This is a genomic window from Azospirillum sp. Marseille-Q6669, assembly GCF_965111635.1.
The window spans coordinates 707,244-724,022 of record NZ_CBCOOP010000001.1 but is presented as its reverse complement, the minus strand read 5'-3'; the positions used below and the strand labels follow the sequence as shown (position 1 = coordinate 724,022).

Sequence of the window (16,779 nt, the reverse complement as noted above, 5' to 3'; positions counted from 1 at the left end):
CGCCGGCCTCACTCCGCCGGTTGCAGGGAACGCTCCATGGCCCCGGCGAGCTGGCGCGGGGTCACCGGCTTGTGCATCAGGCCGAAGCCGTGGCGCACCGCGTCGCGCTGGCACTCCGGACCGGTTTCCCCGGTCACGATGATCGCCGGGATCTCGGCGTCGAACAGCCGACGGATGTCGAGGATGGCGTCGGTGCCGACCTTGCCTTCGCGCAGGCGGTAGTCGGCGATGATGATGTCGGGCTTGCGACTGACCGAGCGCAGCTTGTCCACCGCCTGCTCCCCCGACCCGGCGATCAGCACCTCGTACCCCCATTCACGCAGGATGGCCTGAAGGCCCAGCAGCACGATGGCATCGTCGTCAACGACCATGGCCAGCCGCTCATCGCCGCTCGCCGACGCGGCAAGCGCGGCCCCCATCGGCTCCACGGGCTTCGAGGTCTCGCCCAGCGGCACCTCGATGGTGAAGACCGACCCCGCGCCGGGCGTGGAGCGAACGGTCACCGGATGGTCCAGAAGCTGCCCGATGCGCTGAACGATGGCGAGGCCCAGCCCAAGCCCCTGGCTGCGGTCGCGCTCCGGGTTGCCGACCTGATGGAACTCCTCGAAGATTCGGGGCAGATGCTCGCCCGATATGCCGATGCCGGTGTCGGCGACCATTATCCGCATCCGTCCACCGGCGACCGTGCAGGTGATGGCGATGCTGCCCTGCTCCGTGTAGCGGATGGCGTTTTCCACGAGGTTGCGGATCATCCGGCCCAACAGCACGCGGTCGGAACGGATGTTGAGCGGACATCCCTCCATCGTCCAGTCGAGCCCCTTGCCGCGTGCCACCGGGGCGTAGCCCGCCGCGATGTGGTCGAGCAGGAGCGCCACCGGAAAATCCTCCAGCGTCGGCTTGACCACCCCGGCGTCCAGGCGCGACACGTCGAGCAGGCTGTCCAGCAACCCCTTCAGCGCGTCCAGCCCACTTTCCAGATGGCGCAACGCCTTCATCCCCTTCTCGCCCTGGACATGGCCGTGCAGCGCGCCGGAGAAGAGGAACAGCGACTGCATCGGCTGGCGGAGGTCGTGGCTGGCGGAGGCGAGGAACTTGGACTTCGACAGGGCGGCCCGCTCCGCCTCCTCCTTGGCGCGGCGCAGGGCGTCCTCGGTCTCCAGACGGTCGGTCACGTCGGTGTTCGTGCCGAACCACAGCACGATGGCGCCGTCGGAATCGCGCACCGGCAACGCCCGCGACAGGAACCAGCGGAAGGCGCCGTCCCGTCCGGCCATGGGAAAGGTGTCTTCCCAGGCTTCCCCCGTCCGGAAGGACCGCTGAAGACTGGCCGTCACGCGTTCGGCGTGGTCGGCGGGAAGGATTCCATCCCACAGCGGACCCGAGGCGGCATCCGCATTCTCGACGCCCGTGTAATCACACCAGCGCTGGTTGTACCAGAAGATGCGCCCGTCCGGGCGGGCCATCCAGGCGAGTTGCGGGATGGAGTCGGCCAGCGTGCGGAACCGAAGTCCGACCTGCTCCGCCTCCTCCTTAGCGGCCTGCATGGCGTCGCGTGCCTCGAAGATGTCGGTGATGTCGGTGGAGGTGCCGAACCAGCGCTCCTCCCCGGTTTCCGGGTCGGTGATCGGCAGGGCACGCTTCTTGAACCAGCGGTAGGTGCCGGCGGCGCTGCGGATGCGCGCCTCGGTGTCGAAAATCGTCCGCTGTTCGACCGCCTGCATCCAGACCATGAGAAGGCGCTTTCCGTCGTCGGGATGAACGGCCTCCGACCAGCCGAAACCCTGTGCCTCCTCCTGTCGCTGACCGGTGTAGGACAGCCATTGCTGGCTGAGGAAGTCGCAGCTGCCATCCGCCCGGCAGGTCCAGACCATCTGCGGCAGCGCTTCCAGGAGCGTGCGGTAGCGGTGCTCGCTGGCGCGCAGAGCCGCCTCGGCGGCACGGTGAGCCGACACGTCGCGGAAGTAGATGGACAGGCCGCCGCCAACCTGCGGGTAGACGTTGAACATGGTCCAGCGCTGGAAGATGCCGGACAGCGCCTCGAACTCGCGCGGCTGCTGGTCGGCCATGGCGGCCTCGAAACTGCGGATGATGGTGTTGCCCGCGACTTCGGGAAACAGGTCCAGCAGGCATCGGCCGACGAGGTCGTCGCGCGGACGCTCGAACATTTCCTGGGCGCGCTTGTTCACGTAGGTGATCCGCCAATCGCGGTCGATGGCGTAGAAGGCGTCGCCGATGCTCTCCAGGATCTGGTTCGCCTGCTCCACCGCGCGTTCCAGCGCCCGCTCGGCGAGAAGGCGCTTGCTGATGTCCTGGAAATAGATAGCCAACCCGGCGGACGATGGGAAAACCCGCAGGAAGAGCCAGACGCCGAGCGGCGCGAAGTAAGCCTCGAACTCGTCGGGATGGCGATCCCTCATGGCGACGTGCAGGCGGTCCCACAGCACCGTTCCCATGGCGTCGGGAAAGGCCTCCCACAGCCGCTGTCCGGTCAGGTCGCTGCTGCCGCCCATCAGGCCACGCGCGCGCCCGTTCATGTAGACGATGCGCCAGGATCGGTCGACCTCGTAGACGCCGTCCGTCGTGCTTTCCAAAATGGCGTGGGATCGCCGGTCGGCTTCCGCCGCGGCTTCCGCCACCCGCGCGCGCCGCTCCGCCTCCTCCTGCCGGTCATGGGAGCGGGCAAGGGCCCAGGCGACCAGCGCCGCCACCGCCAGCGCGCCCAGCCCGCCGCCGGCGACCGCGTAGACCGTGCGCCGCGCCGCCGCCTGGATCGGCTCGGCCGGCGTGCCGAGGGCCAGGAGCCAGCCGGGCGCCGCCACGGAGCCGGCCTTCGCCGACAGGACCTCCTGCCCCTGCTGGGTACGGGACAGGAAAAACTCGTCGCCGGTCTTCAGCGCCTGGGCAAGAGACTCGTGCGCCGGCTTTCCGACCGCCGGGTCGAAGGCCGTTTCGGACCTCGTCCGGGCGATGAAGCGCCCATCGCGGTCGAGAAGCGCGACGATCCAATCCGGCGTCGCCACCTGATCGACCAGGACCTGACGCAGGGACCACGCCCGCACATAGGCGGTCAGGACCAGCCGCACCTCGCCCACGCCCCAAACCGGCACACTGACCGCGAAGACCGGCTCCACCTTGCCGGCGGGGTCGGTTATGATGCCGCTGATCCAGACCTCTCCCGACCGGAACACACGGTCCGTCTGGGCCGATCGGGCCGCATGATCGATGGCGTCGGCTTCCGGCTCCTGTGGCCGGTGGAGCAGGTTGACCTCACCCTGGCGGTCGCGCACCTCCAGGGCGACCCAATCCGGACGCTGGCGCAACGCACGTTCCGACCGCTCTCTCCAAACGGCGCGGTCGCCGATGTCCAGCGAACGGGCCGAGGACATGATTTCGAGCGCGCTGCGCGTCATGAGGACGCGCCCGTCCACCGTCCGCACCGCCGCGTCGGTGGCATGGCGGATCAGTTCCTCGACCGACCGCTCCTGCTGGCGGTCGACCAGCATGATCGCGGCCACCGCAAAGGCGACGAGCGGAAGAAGCGCCAGCAGCGCCACAAAAGGGAGACGAAGGCGCATACCCGGTTTTCACAAACTGTTGAGGGCACCCACTATAGACAGACACTCAGGCGACTCCCACAGAATCCGCCCGTCTATCACTATTTTCAGCATGAACCGCTTGAAATTCTTGAAACCATCAAATGAAGTTTGGGTACACTACAAAAGGTGGTAATGTGCAGCGCACAGGACGGCAAGCTGGCACAGCCTTGAATTGTCGATGACCAAATATCGATGGCCGGCCTGCGGGAATTCGATTTGCCGCGCAGACAGGCGCGCGGCACAGTGGCGCAATGCCTGAATCCATGCCCCATTCCGCTTCCGCCGGCCGGAGCGGCGACATTCGCTTCGGTGAATTCGTCGCGCTCATGGCCCTTTTGATGGCGCTGACGGCGCTGTCCATCGACATCATGCTGGTCGCCTTGCCGGACATCGCCAGCTCCTTCGGGGTGGTGCGGGAGAACGACCGGCAGTTCGTCATCACCGCCTACATGCTGGGCTTCGCGGTCGGGCAACCCTTCCATGGGCCGCTGTCCGACCGGTTCGGGCGCAAGCCGGTGCTGGCGGCCGGTCTGGTGATCTTCGCCATCGGGTCGTTGGGCGCGGTCTTCGCTCCCAGCTTCACGGCGCTGCTGGCCGCCCGCGCGTTGCAGGGCTTCGGCGCCGCCGCCCCGCGCGTCGTCGCCATCGCCATCGTGCGCGACCGCTTTGTCGGGCGCGACATGGCGCGGGTGATGTCCTTTGTCATGATGATCTTCATCATCGTGCCGATCATCGCCCCGGCGCTGGGCGAGGGAATCCTGCATCTCGGCACGTGGCCGTGGGTGTTCGGCGCGCTGTTCCTGGCGGCCGTGGCCGCCTTCGCCTGGTCGATGCTGCGGCTGGCGGAAACCCGCGCGGCGGAGGACCGGATGCCGCTGTCCCCCGCGGCGCTCGGCCACGCCTTCCACAAGGTGATGACGACGCGCGCGACGGTCGGCTACACCGCGGCCATGGGTCTGCTGTTCGGCGGACTGCTGAGTTACGTCGGCAGCGCCCAGCAGATTTTCGTGGATGTCTATGGGCTGGGGGCCATGTTCCCGGTGGCCTTCGGCGCCATCGCCGGCGTGATGGCCCTGGCCTCGTTGGTCAACGCGCGGCTGGTCGGGCGGGTCGGCATGCACCGGGTGTCGCACGTCGCCCTGATCGGCTACACGCTGACCGGCGTCGCCATGGCGCTGCTCGGCTTTCCCGAGCATCCGCCGCTGCTCGGCCTCGGCCTGTTCATGGCGGCGATCTTCTTCTGCTTCGGTCTGATCGCCCCGAACTTCAACGCGATGGCGATGGAGCCGCTGGGCCATGTGGCGGGCATGGGGTCGTCCTTCGTCGGCTTCTTCAGCACCGGCATGGCGGCGGTGGTCGGCTGGATCGTCGGCCAGTCCTTCGACGGCACCGTGCGCCCGCTGACCATCGGCTTCACCGTGCTGGGCGTGCTGGCGTTGCTGACGGTTTTGCTGACCGAGCGTGGAACGCTGATGCGCTCCACCCACGCCGCCGCGCCGCAACCGGGGGACTGAAAGCGCAGAAGCGCATAGGAGGGGAAGTGTCTCCGCCCTTGCCGGCGGTGTGCCCGATTCGGCATAACGTGCGCGACGCCTGGAAGCGGGCGCCGAGCGGGCACCGGCCCATCACGTGCGGGAGGGGACTGTGTTCCGCAAATTCGTCTATCTGCTGGCCCTGGCGCGCGAGCAGCATTTCGGCCGGGCGGCGGAGGCCTGCCACGTCTCCCAGCCGACGCTGTCCAACGCCATCCGCCAGCTCGAGGACGAGCTGCGCGTGCCCATCGTCGAGCGCGGGCAGAAATTTTCCGGCTTCACGCCGGAGGGGCTGAAGGTGCTCGAATACGCCCGCCGCATCGTCGCGGAGCGGGACGGGCTCTATCAGGAGCTGACGGCGCTGGGCCAGGGCCTGTCCGGCCATCTGCGCATCGGCGCCATCCCGACCGCCCTGCCCGCCGTCCCCCATGTGCTGGCCCGCTTCGCCGAACGTTACCCGCAGATCCGCTCCAGCGTGCGCTCGCTCAGCTCGCGGGACATCCAGCGCGACCTCGACGGGTTCGAGCTGGACGCCGCCGTCACCTATCTCGACAACGAGCCGCTGAGCAACGTCCGCACCGTTCCGCTGTTCTCGGAGCGCTACTTCCTGCTGGCGCAGCGCCGTCAGGTCCGGGAGGGCACCACCAGCATCCGCTGGGCGGACGCGGCGAAGCTGCCGTTGTGCCTGCTCACCCCGGACATGCAGAACCGGCGCATCGCCGACACCGCTTTCCGCATGGCCGACCGGACGGTGGTTCCGCTGATGGAGACGAACTCCATCGTCACCATCTACACCATCGTGCGCAGCGGTCTGGCCGCCAGCGTGGTGCCGAGCCAGCTCCTCACCCTGGTCGCGCTCCACCCCGATCTGGTGGCTCTGCCGCTGACCGAGCCGGACCTCACCTACGCTGTCGGACTCGTCTACGCCGACCGCGAACCGCCCGCCCCGCTCGCCAAGGCGCTGGCCGCCGTTGCCGCGGAACCGGGCCTCGCCGAGCGCGTGCGCGCCTTGACCGACGAGGCGCTATCCCCCTGGGGTCTCTAAAAAGGGCTATGATCTCAATAGCATAACCGTTCTGCTCGTGTGGTGATAGCCAAACCCTATCACCGCATCAGAAAATCAAATTTGCGCGCCTCCCCCAATGTCCGTAACGCTGACGGACAAGACACCAACGAAGCGCCGCCGATCCAGGCGGGCGCGGGGGAGGAGACCATGAACGCCCGATCTCCATGGAGCGAGGACCGCGCCACGGCGGTGATCGCCGCCAACCGTCACCTGCGCGGGGCCTTGCTGCCGATGCTGCACGCTCTGCAGGAAGAATTCGGCTGCATCGACGAGGAGGCCATCCCGCTGCTGGCGCGTGAGCTGAACCTGTCGCGCGCTGACGTGCACGGGGTGGTGTCCTTCTACCACGAATTCCGCCGCAGCCGTCCGGGCCGCCACACGATCAAGGTCTGCCGGGCCGAGGCCTGCCAGTCGATGAACGCCGACGGGCTGATCGACCACATCCGCCGCCGCCTGAAGGTGGACTTCCACGAGACCACCGCCGACGACGCCTTCTCGCTGGAGCCGGTCTTCTGCCTGGGCAACTGCGCCCTGGCCCCCGCCGTGATGGTGGACGAGACGCTGCACGGCCGGGTCAGCCCGGCCCGCTTCGACGCCATCACCGCCTCCACCCTGGCCACGGAGGCCGCGCGATGAGCGAGCCCCTGCACACGGTGTACGTGCCACGCGACGCCGCCGCTCTGTCGGTGGGCGCCGACGAGACCGCCGCCGCCATCCGCGCCGAGGCCACCAAGCGTGGCATCCCGCTGCGCATCGTCCGCAACGGCTCCCGCGGCATGCTGTGGCTGGAGACTCTGGTCGAGGTGGAGACGCCCGAGGGCCGCGTCGCCTACGGCCCGGTGATAGCCGAGGACGTGGCCGGCCTGTTCGACGCCGGCTTCCTCGAAGGCGCCGACCACGCGCTGGCCCACGGCCTGACCGAAAAGATCCCCTACTTCGCCAAGCAGGAGCGGCTGACCTTCGCCCGCTGCGGCATCATCGACCCGCTGTCGGTCGAGGATTACCGGCTGCACGGCGGCTTCCGCGGGCTGGAGCGGGCGCTCGCCATGACTCCCGCGGAGATCGTCACCGAGGTCACCGAATCCGGCCTGCGCGGCCGCGGCGGCGCCGGCTTCCCCACCGGCATCAAGTGGAACACGGTGCTGAACGCCAAGGCGGACCAGAAGTACATCTGCTGCAACGCCGACGAGGGCGACAGCGGCACCTTCGCCGACCGCATGATCATGGAGGGCGACCCCTTCTGCCTGATCGAGGGCATGACCATCGCCGCCATCGCGGTGGGCGCCACCGAGGGCTATATCTACATCCGCTCCGAGTACCCGCACGCCGTCGCGACCATGCGCGAGGCGATCCGGCTGGCCTATGACGAGAAGTGGCTGGGCGACGAGATCCACGGCACCGCCCACCGCTTCCACCTCGACGTCCGCGTCGGGGCCGGCGCCTACATCTGCGGCGAGGAGACCTCCATGCTGGAAAGCCTGGAGGGCAAGCGCGGCACGGTCCGGGCCAAGCCGCCGCTGCCGGCGCTGGAGGGCCTCTTCGGCAAGCCGACCGTCGTCAACAACGTGCTGTCGCTGACCTCGGTCCCGATCATCCTGGACAAGGGCGCCAACCACTACCGCGACTTCGGCGTCGGCCGGTCGCGCGGCACGCTGGCCTTCCAGCTCGCCGGCAACATCAAGCACGGCGGCATCGTCGAGAAGGCCTTCGGCGTCACCCTGCACGAACTGCTCTACGAGTTCGGCGGCGGCACCATCACCGGCCGTCCGATCCGCGCGGTGCAGGCCGGCGGCCCGCTCGGCGCCTATCTGCCGCCCTCACTGTTCGAGCTGCCGAAGGATTACGAGGCCTTCGCGGCGGTAGAGGCAATGGTCGGCCACGGCGGCATCGTCGTCTTCGACGACAGCGTGGACATGGCCAAACAGGCCCGCTTCGCCATGGAGTTCTGCGCCGCCGAATCCTGCGGCAAGTGTACCCCCTGCCGCATCGGCGCGGTGCGCGGCGTCGAGGTGATGGACCACATCATCGCCGGCGAGAAGGTTGCGGCGAACATCACGCTGCTCAACGACCTGTGCGAGGTCATGACCGACGGCTCGCTCTGCGCCATGGGCGGCATGACGCCGATCCCGGTGCGCAGCGCCCTGAAGCACTTCCCCGAGGATTTCACCCGCAGCCCCGCGGCTGTCGCGGCCGAGTGAGCGGAAAGGACCAGACCCCATGTCCATCCAAGACATCGATTACGGCACCCCGGCCCGCGAGTCCGCCACCATGGTGACGCTGGACATCGACGGCCGCACGGTGACCGTGCCGGAAGGCACCTCGGTGATGCGCGCGGCGATGGAAGCCGGCATCACCGTGCCGAAGCTGTGCGCCACCGACATGCTGGACGCCTATGGCTCCTGCCGCCTGTGCATGGTGGAGATCGAGGGACGGCGCGGCACGCCGGCCTCCTGCACCACGCCGGTCGCCCCGGGCATGAAGGTGCACACCCAGAACGAGCGTCTGGGCCGGCTGCGCCGCGGCGTGATGGAGCTGTACATCTCCGACCACCCGCTGGACTGCCTGACCTGCCCGACCAACGGCAATTGCGAGCTTCAGGACATGGCCGGCGCGGTCGGCCTGCGCAACGTCCGCTACGGCTACGAGGGTGAGAACCACCGCGCCGCCGTGAAGGACGAGAGCAACCCCTACTTCACCTTCGACCCGTCCAAGTGCATCGTCTGCTCGCGCTGCGTGCGGGCCTGCGGCGAGGTCCAGGGCACCTTCGCCCTGACCATCGACGGGCGCGGCTTCGACAGCAAGGTGTCGCCGGGCGCGCTCGAACAGTTCATGGACAGCGAGTGCGTGTCCTGCGGCGCCTGCGTCCAGGCCTGCCCGACCGCCACCCTGACCGAGAAGTCGCTGATCGAGTTGGGCCAGCCGGAGCACAGCGTCATCACCACCTGCGCCTATTGCGGCGTCGGCTGCTCCTTCAAGGCGGAGATGAAGGGCACCACCGTGGTCCGCATGGTCCCCCACAAGGACGGCGGCGCCAACGAGGGCCATTCCTGCGTCAAGGGCCGCTTCGCCTGGGGCTACGCCACCCACGCCGACCGCCAGACGCAGCCGATGATCCGCGAGAGCATCGACGATCCGTGGCGCGTCGTGTCCTGGGAGGAGGCGATCACCTACGCCGCCACCCGTCTGCGCGCGGTCCAACAGAAGTATGGCCGCGGCTCCATCGGCGGCATCACCTCGTCCCGTTGCACGAACGAGGAGGTGTATGTCGTCCAGAAGATGATCCGCGCCGCCTTCGGCAACAACAACGTCGACACCTGCGCCCGTGTCTGCCACTCCCCGACCGGCTACGGCCTGAAGCAGACCTTCGGCACCTCCGCCGGCACGCAGGACTTCAAGAGCGTCGACAAGTCCGACGTGATCCTGGTCATCGGCGCCAACCCGACGGACGGCCACCCGGTCTTCGGCTCGCGCATGAAGAAGCGGCTGCGCCAGGGCGCCAAGCTGATCGTCATCGACCCGCGCCGCATCGACCTCGTGCGCAGCCCGCACGTCTCGGCCACGCACCACCTCCAGCTCCGTCCCGGCACCAACGTCGCCGCGATGAACGCGCTGGCCCATGTGATCGTGACCGAGGAGCTGGTCGACCGCAATTTCGTGGCCGAGCGGTGCGACCCGATGGAGTTCGCCCGTTGGGAAGCCTTCGTCCGCGATCCGCGCCACTCCCCGGAGAACACCGAGCAGTACACCGGCATCCCGGCGGCGGAGATGCGCGCGGCGGCCCGGCTCTACGCCACCGGCGGCAACGCGGCCATCTATTACGGCCTGGGCGTGACCGAGCACAGCCAGGGCTCGACCGCCGTGATGGGCATGGCGAATCTCGCCATGGCGACCGGCAACATCGGGCGTGACGGCGTCGGCGTGAACCCGCTGCGCGGCCAGAACAACGTCCAGGGCTCCTGCGACATGGGCTCCTTCCCGCACGAGCTGACCGGCTACCGCCACGTCTCCGACGACGTGGTCCGCCAGCAGTTCGAGGAGGTGTGGAACGCCGCGCTCGACCCCGAGCCGGGCCTGCGCATCCCCAACATGTTCGACTCCGCGGTGGACGGCACCTTCATGGGCCTGTTCGTCCAGGGCGAGGACATCGCCCAGTCCGACCCGAACACCCAGCATGTGTTCGCCGCCCTGCGGGCCATGGAGATCGTCGTGGTGCAGGACCTGTTCCTGAACGAGACCGCGGCCTTCGCCCACGTCTTCCTGCCCGGCACCTCCTTCCTGGAGAAGGACGGCACCTTCACCAACGCCGAGCGCCGCATCAACCGCGTCCGCCCGGTGATGCCATCCAAGACCGGCAAACAGGAATGGGAGGTCGTCTGCGATCTGGCCACCGCCATGGGCTATCCCATGTACTACCGGACCAGCGCGCAGATCATGGACGAGATCGCCCGCCTGACCCCGAGCTTCTCTGGCGTCAGCTTCGCGAAGCTGGACCGGGTGGGCAGCGTGCAATGGCCGTGCACCGACGAGGACTCGGTCGGCACGCCGATCATGCACGCCGACGGCTTCGTCCGCGAGGGCAAGGCGTCCCGGGGCCGCTTCATGATCACCGAGTATGTGCCGACGGAAGAGCGGGCCTCCCGCTTCTACCCGCTGATCCTGACGACGGGCCGCATCCTCAGCCATTACAACGTCGGCGCCCAGACCCGCCGCACCGCCAACGTGGCGTGGCATCCGGAAGACATCCTTGAGGTCCACGCCCACGACGCCGAGGAGCGGGGCATCCGCGACGGCGATCTGGTCTCCATCGCCAGTCGCGTCGGCGCCACCACGCTGCGGGCGCGCATCTCCGACCGGATGCCGCAGGGGGTGGTCTACACCACCTTCCACCACCCGGTGACGGGCGCCAACGTGGTCACCACCGAGAATTCGGATTGGGCCACCAACTGCCCCGAATACAAGGTAACCGCGGTGCAGGTGACGCTGAGCAACCACCCGTCCGACTGGCAGATCCGCCGCGGCGATCTGGTGGAAGTGGCGGCGGAGTAAAGCGGCAACGCGCAGCGGAGGACCGGCCATGCTCACCCACGCCCATTCCCTGCCGGCCAGCGGCACCGGCTTTCCGGAAACCGCCGATCAGGCGGCGAATCAGGCAAACGTGACGTGGCTGGTCGCCGAGGAGACTCCGGTGGCGTTCGAATACAACGGACGCTCCCACGCCGTGATGATGGCGACGCCCGCCGATCTGGAGGACTTCGCGCTGGGCTTCAGCCTGTGCGAGGAAATCGTCGGCAGCGCCGCCGACATCGACCGCATTGCCGTCCGCCCGGTGGAGGACGGCATCGTCCTGTCCATCGAGGCCGACCCGTTGCGTCTTCTGCGCGGCTCGCTCCGCCGCCGTTCCATGGAGGGGCGGAGCGGCTGCGGCCTGTGCGGGATTGACAGCCTCGCCAACGCGGTCCGCGAGCCGCCGCGGGTGACGGCGGGCTTCACCCCGTCGGTGGAGGCGGTGGCCGCCGCGTTCACCGCCCTGCCCGACCATCAGCCGATGAACCGCGCCAACAAGTCCCTGCACGCCGCGGCCTGGGCCGGGCCGGAGGGGCGCATCGTGATGGCGCGGGAAGACGTCGGGCGGCACAACGCCCTCGACAAGCTGGCCGGCGCGCTGGCCCGTGCGGGGATCGACCCGTCCGACGGCTTCGCGGTGATGAGCAGCCGTTGCAGCTTCGAGCTGGTCCAGAAGGCCGCGACCATCGGCATCCCCATGCTCGCCACCATTTCCGCCCCCACGGCACTGGCGCTGAAGCTCGCCCGCGCCGCCGGCATGACGCTGGCCGCCCGTGCGCGCGGCAACGGCGTCATGCTGTTCCGTTGACGAAGAAAGCCAAATTTCCGGGAGCCGACCCATGGACACCACACGCGAACTCGTCCGTATGGCGAATCAGATCGCCAGCTATTTTCAGTCCTACCCGCAGGACGAGGCGGTGGCCGAGACCGCCGGCCACATCCGCGCCTTCTGGGAGCCGCGCATGCGCCAGCGCCTGCTGGAGCACAGCAGCGCGGGCGGCGAAGGCCTGCACGAGATCGTCACCCAGGCGGTCGAGCGGTTGAAGGGGCCGACCGTGGGGAGCGCGTAGTTCGGTGACGTTCTTGCCACCTTCCCGGCGCTCCTCCGCTCTCGGCGGACCGAAGGTCCGCCTGCCGCGTCAGCACAAACCTCTGGTTTGTGCGAGAGCTTCGGGGGAGAGGGGGGGTAGTTCCCTCTCCTGCGAAGCGGGGGAGGGAGGGGCCCGCGGCGCGAGCCGCGGGAAGGGTGGGGGCAACCGCTCCCTTTTCTTACTTCTTGACCATGTAGACGCTGTCGTAGCTCTCGTTCACGCCGATGGCGGTCGTGACGGCGTTCTTGAAGCGCTTGTCCACGAAGGTCGGGAACTCCATCTCCAGCAGCCAAGCGACGGGCACGTCCTCGACCAGGATCTTCTGGGCGGCGGAGTAGAGCTGCTGGCGCTCATCGTCCTTGTTGGTCTGGGCGGCCTTGGCGAACAGCTGGTCCACCTCGGGGTTGGAGTAGCCCATGGTGTTGGAGAACATCACGCCCTTGCGGATGTTTTCCGAGACGTAGGTGCGCGTCACGCCGAGCGCCGGGTCGCCATACTGGTAAACGAAGTTGAAGCTCAGGTCGTAGTCCCAGTTGGACACCCGGTTGACCCAGCCGGCGGCGTCGGTGGTCTCCAGCGTCACGTCGACGCCAACGCGCTTCATCGCCTGCTTCACATACTCGCCGAGGCGGGTCCAGGTCTCGCCGTAGGGCATGACGAGCAGGCGGACCTTGGCGCGCGTGCCGTCGGCGCCCTTCTTGTAGCCGGCCTCCTCAAGCAGCGCCTCGGCCTTCTTCGGGTCGAAGTCGTACTTCTTGACGTTGGCTTCGTGGAAGCGGGTGACCGAGTTCACCGGGCCGGTCGCCGGACGGCCGAGGCCGAACCAGATCTTGTCGCGGATGAACTTGCGGTCGATGGCGTGCATCATCGCCTGCCGGAAGCGCTTGTCGTCCAGCGGCTTGTTGCGCGTGTTGATCTCGATCCAGGACAGCGGGGCGAAGAACTCGTAGCCCTTGGTCGTCATCTCGACGTTGGGCAGGCCCTTCAGGCGCGGGACGTCGAAGGTCTCGATGTCGTTGAACTGGGTCTGCTGGACGGTGCCCTGCTCCACGGCGACGGCGCGCGAGGCGGCGTCGGGGATCACGCGGAAATAGATGTCGTCCAAGTAGGGCTTGCCGGCCTTCCAATACTCGTCGTTGCGGACGAGATGGATGTAGGAGCCCTTGTTCCACTCCTTGAACTTGAAGGGGCCGGTGCCGATCGGGGTGGCGTTGGCCGGGTTGGCCTTGAAGTCGGTGCCTTCATAGATGTGCTTCGGCATCATCGGGGCGGACGACACCTCGAAGGCCTGGAGGAACGGGCCGAACGGCTCCTTCAGCGTGAACTGGACGGTGTAATCGTCCAACGCCTCGATCTTCTCGCACTTGGAGAAGGTGGCGCGGGCGCGCGGGTGGGTCTCCATCAGGAACTTGGAGGTGGAGAACACCACGTCGTGGGCGGTGAAGGGCTTGCCGTCGTGCCACTTGGCGTTCTTCACCAGCTTGAAGGTGTAGACCTTGCCGTCGGGCGAGACTTCCCAGCTTTCCGCCAGTTCCGGCTGCGGCTTCAGGTCGAAGCCGAAGGTCAGCAGGCCCTGGTAGATCTTGCCGGCGACCGTCTGCGTCGGACCCTGCTGGTTCAGGCCCAGCACCAGGATCGGCGGTTCCGGCTGGACGATGATGTTCATCGTGCCGCCGCGCTCCTGCGCCACGGCGACGCCGGGTACGGTCAGCGCCAGCGGCGCCGCCAGGGCTGCGGCCAGCGCCGCGGCGGTCAGGGTTTGGCGAAAGTGACGCAAACGATTGCTCATGTCTGAAGCCCCCTTATTGTTGATTCTCGTCACACGACCGTTATGGATCAATGGATTCCAGGCCGCACCAGTCGGCCATGAACAGGGCCAGCACGGCGGTCACCTTCGCCATGCTGTCGAGCGAGACGGACTCGTCGATGCCGTGGATGCGCTCCGCCTCCGGGCCGTAGCAGGTGGCCGGCGTGTCGCCGTACAGGACGAAGTTGCGGACGTCGGTGGTGCAGGTCTGGGCCAGCTTCGGTGCCGGGGTGCCGAAGATCGACCGGTGCGCGGCGTCCAGGGCCTCCAGCATCGGGTGATCGGGGTCCAGCGTGCAGCCCTCCGCCTGGAAGCCGCGGAAGACGACGCGGGCGTCGATCCCCTTGAGGCCGGAGTCGCCGCGGCAGGCCTCGGCCACCGCGCTCTCGATCTCGGCGCTGACCTCGGCGGCGGCGCGGCCCGGCGGGAAGCCGAAGCGCAGCTCCATCCGGCAGCGGGTGGGGACGGAGGACGCCCATTCGCCGCCGTCGATGTGCCCGACATTCAGGTTGTAGGGATGGTGATGGTGCGCATAGGCGGGATGCCGTCCGTCCGGGTGGTTCCAGGCCGACTCCAGCGCCTTCAGATGCTTCAGCACCCGGAAGGCCGCCTCGATGGCGTTCAGCCCGGCGCCGGTGTCCAGCACATGGGCGGGGCGGCCCGTCACCTCCAGCTCGCAGCGGATGACGCCGACCTGGGCGATCTGGAGCGTGTGGTTGAAGGGCTCCGGGATCACCGCGGCGTCGGCCTTGTAGCCGCGGGCGACGCAGGCGAGCGCGCCGTTGCCGGTGCATTCCTCCTCGACCACCGACTGGAGATAGACCGGTGCGGCGGGCTGGACGCCCAGGCTTTGCAGCGCCTTGAAGGCCATCACATAGGCGGCGATGCCGGCCTTCATGTCGCCGGCGCCGCGGCCGTAGAGGCGGCCGTCGCGGACCACCGGCTCGAAGGGCGGGGCGGACCACATCTCCTCCGGCCCGGTCGGCACCACGTCGATGTGGCCGTTCAGGATCAGCGACTTGCCGGTCGCCCGCCGGGGCTTGTGGACGCCGACGACGTTCTCGCGGCCTTCATAGGAGATCAGGGAGGGGGACCAGCCGGGCTGGGCCTTCAGCGCCTCCTCGTCGATGGCGAAGCGGTCCACCTCCAGGCCCATGTCCCGGAATATCCGTTCCATCAGATCCTGCGCCGGGCCTTCCTGCCCCAGCAGGCTGGGGCTCCGGACCAGATCGGACAGCAGGCTCACTCCGTCCTCGCGCAGCTTCGCCACCGCGCCCAGGATCGCATCCCGGTCCACGGCTGCAATGCTCCGCCCACCCTCGCGGGATGCGGGCATGACGACTCCGTTCTTACCACTCCGCCGCGCAGTCGTCCTTATCAGTCGGCAAATCTCCGGAAAGAAACTGTGGCGATTTCGACTTTTGGACTAGGACCACCGGATTTGCCCGATTGGGCCAAGCCGGGGATCGACCGCTGACGACCGGCGTATTACAATTCAGCTTCTCATCCTCCGCCAAATCGATAATCCTCATTGCCGACATAAGCAGGATTTATGGCGATGGGTTTTCCCCCGATGACGGCGCGCGACCTGGAGCGGCTCGGCCACCAGCTGGACTGGAACCTGCTGCGCACCTTCATGGTGATCGTGCAGGAGCAGGGGCTGACCCGCGCGGCGCAGCGCCTGGGGCTGACCCAACCGGCGGTGTCCCAGGCCCTGAAGCGGCTGGAGGACCAGATCGGCCGCTCGCTGATCGAGCGCGGGCAGGGCCGTTTCCGGGTGACCGAGGCGGGCGAGATCATCTACGCCGAGGTGCTGGAGATCTACGGCAACATCTCCCGCTTCGCCGTCCTGATGCGCGACATCCGCGAGGAGATTTCCGGCCACATCCGTATCCTGCTGGCCAGCCGAATCCAGTCGCTGCTGTTCGACGCCTTGCTGGAGCGCTTCCACGCCACCCATCCCCAGGTGACCTTCCGGCTGGACGTGATGGCGAGCGCCGACGTCCACATGGCGATCCAGCAGAAGACGGGCTCGCTCGGCCTCTGCCTGATGCGGGAGCCGCCGCCGCTGGTCGAGCACGCGTTGTTCGCCCGCCAGATCTACCGCCTCTATTGCGGGCCGCGGCACCATCTGTTCGGCCGCACCGGCCTGACGCTGAGCGATCTGCGCAGCGAGGGCTTCGTCTCCTTCACCTCCGACCAGATCGGCGGGGTGCTGTCGCCGCTGGCCGTCTTCCGCGCGCAGGAGGGGATCGAGAGCCGGATCGTCGGCGCCTCGGTCAATCTGGACGAGGTACGTCGCATGATCTCCGTCGGGCTGGGGATCGGGCCGCTGCCGCGCCATGTGGCGGAGCGTGACGTGCGCGACGGGCTGCTCTGGCCCCTGCCGCCGGAGGAGGGGGTGGCGCCGGTGGACATCCATCTGCTGTGGAACCCCGCCTCCAAGATGAACCGGGCGGAGCGCGCCTTCATCGAGCATTGCCGCGCCGCCATCGCCGGCATCCCGCTCGACCTGCGTTTCGATCCGGTGGCGGTGAGCGAGTGGATCGACCGCCAGTTCGGCGGCGACTGATCCTTCCGCGTTTTTGCTGTCCCGTTTCCGATGCCCTAAGGGGTGTGCGCC

Annotated in this window: 11 protein-coding genes; 8 read left to right on the top strand and 3 right to left on the bottom strand. The window is 68.1% G+C overall.

Going from position 1 to position 16,779, the window contains the following annotated elements; all coding sequences use genetic code 11:
• Positions 1-8: 8 nt before the first annotated feature.
• Entirely contained in the window at positions 9-3,575 is a 3,567-nt protein-coding gene (locus ACWPXE_RS02975) for a PAS domain-containing protein (RefSeq protein WP_454016631.1), read from the bottom strand.
• 284 nt (positions 3,576-3,859) lie between these two features.
• Between ACWPXE_RS02975 and ACWPXE_RS02970 the strand changes: the two genes are divergently transcribed.
• The 7 genes from ACWPXE_RS02970 to ACWPXE_RS02940 all read left to right on the top strand — a co-directional run bounded on the left by ACWPXE_RS02970 (position 3,860) and on the right by ACWPXE_RS02940 (position 12,328).
• Entirely contained in the window at positions 3,860-5,110 is a 1,251-nt protein-coding gene (locus ACWPXE_RS02970; protein WP_454016630.1) for a multidrug effflux MFS transporter, read from the top strand.
• Between the two features lie 130 nt (positions 5,111-5,240).
• The gene (locus ACWPXE_RS02965) at positions 5,241-6,173 is read left to right on the top strand and encodes a LysR family transcriptional regulator (RefSeq protein ID WP_454016629.1); all 933 of its coding nucleotides are present in this window, start codon (positions 5,241-5,243) and stop codon (positions 6,171-6,173) included.
• 168 nt (positions 6,174-6,341) lie between these two features.
• Positions 6,342-6,830: a formate dehydrogenase subunit gamma gene (locus ACWPXE_RS02960; protein WP_109069533.1), complete on the top strand. Its 489-nt coding sequence runs from the start codon at positions 6,342-6,344 to the stop codon at positions 6,828-6,830.
• Positions 6,827-8,392, top strand: a complete 1,566-nt coding sequence (locus ACWPXE_RS02955; RefSeq protein WP_454016628.1) for a formate dehydrogenase beta subunit — start codon at positions 6,827-6,829, stop codon at positions 8,390-8,392. Before ACWPXE_RS02960 ends, ACWPXE_RS02955 begins: the two co-directional genes overlap by 4 nt.
• 19 nt (positions 8,393-8,411) lie before the next feature.
• Complete coding sequence (gene fdhF, locus ACWPXE_RS02950) at positions 8,412-11,240, top strand: formate dehydrogenase subunit alpha (RefSeq protein WP_454016627.1); 2,829 nt, start codon at positions 8,412-8,414, stop codon at positions 11,238-11,240.
• 28 nt (positions 11,241-11,268) lie between these two features.
• Complete coding sequence (gene fdhD, locus ACWPXE_RS02945) at positions 11,269-12,066, top strand: formate dehydrogenase accessory sulfurtransferase FdhD (protein WP_454016626.1); 798 nt, start codon at positions 11,269-11,271, stop codon at positions 12,064-12,066.
• Between the two features lie 31 nt (positions 12,067-12,097).
• On the top strand, positions 12,098-12,328 hold the full coding sequence (locus tag ACWPXE_RS02940) for a formate dehydrogenase subunit delta (protein WP_454016625.1): 231 nt from the start codon (positions 12,098-12,100) through the stop codon (positions 12,326-12,328).
• 199 nt (positions 12,329-12,527) lie between these two features.
• On the opposite strand, the gene ACWPXE_RS02935 is transcribed toward ACWPXE_RS02940, so the two are convergent.
• Positions 12,528-14,138 carry an ABC transporter substrate-binding protein gene (locus ACWPXE_RS02935; RefSeq protein ID WP_454016624.1) on the bottom strand — a complete coding sequence of 537 codons (1,611 nt, stop codon included), beginning with the start codon at positions 14,136-14,138 and terminating at the stop codon, positions 12,528-12,530.
• Positions 14,139-14,178: 40 nt separating this feature from the next.
• Entirely contained in the window at positions 14,179-15,492 is a 1,314-nt protein-coding gene (locus ACWPXE_RS02930) for a M20 family metallopeptidase (protein ID WP_454016623.1), read from the bottom strand.
• A gap of 222 nt (positions 15,493-15,714) precedes the next feature.
• On the opposite strand from ACWPXE_RS02930, the gene ACWPXE_RS02925 reads away from it, so the two are divergent.
• The gene (locus tag ACWPXE_RS02925; RefSeq protein ID WP_454016622.1) at positions 15,715-16,728 is read left to right on the top strand and encodes a LysR family transcriptional regulator; all 1,014 of its coding nucleotides are present in this window, start codon (positions 15,715-15,717) and stop codon (positions 16,726-16,728) included.
• Positions 16,729-16,779: the final 51 nt, after the last annotated feature.

Bases quoted from the DNA above. Each gene is read 5' to 3' on its own strand.
- ACWPXE_RS02970 (WP_454016630.1), top strand. From the start codon at position 3,860: ATGCCCCATTCCGCTTCCGCCGGCCGGAGCGGCGACATTCGCTTCGGT.
- ACWPXE_RS02960 (WP_109069533.1), top strand. From the start codon at position 6,342: ATGAACGCCCGATCTCCATGGAGCGAGGACCGCGCCACGGCGGTGATC.
- ACWPXE_RS02975 (WP_454016631.1), bottom strand. From the start codon at position 3,575: ATGCGCCTTCGTCTCCCTTTTGTGGCGCTGCTGGCGCTTCTTCCGCTC.
- fdhD (WP_454016626.1), top strand. From the start codon at position 11,269: ATGCTCACCCACGCCCATTCCCTGCCGGCCAGCGGCACCGGCTTTCCG.
- ACWPXE_RS02935 (WP_454016624.1), bottom strand. From the start codon at position 14,138: ATGAGCAATCGTTTGCGTCACTTTCGCCAAACCCTGACCGCCGCGGCG.
- fdhF (WP_454016627.1), top strand. From the start codon at position 8,412: ATGTCCATCCAAGACATCGATTACGGCACCCCGGCCCGCGAGTCCGCC.
- ACWPXE_RS02925 (WP_454016622.1), top strand. From the start codon at position 15,715: ATGGGTTTTCCCCCGATGACGGCGCGCGACCTGGAGCGGCTCGGCCAC.
- ACWPXE_RS02955 (WP_454016628.1), top strand. From the start codon at position 6,827: ATGAGCGAGCCCCTGCACACGGTGTACGTGCCACGCGACGCCGCCGCT.
- ACWPXE_RS02940 (WP_454016625.1), top strand. From the start codon at position 12,098: ATGGACACCACACGCGAACTCGTCCGTATGGCGAATCAGATCGCCAGC.
- ACWPXE_RS02930 (WP_454016623.1), bottom strand. From the start codon at position 15,492: ATGCCCGCATCCCGCGAGGGTGGGCGGAGCATTGCAGCCGTGGACCGG.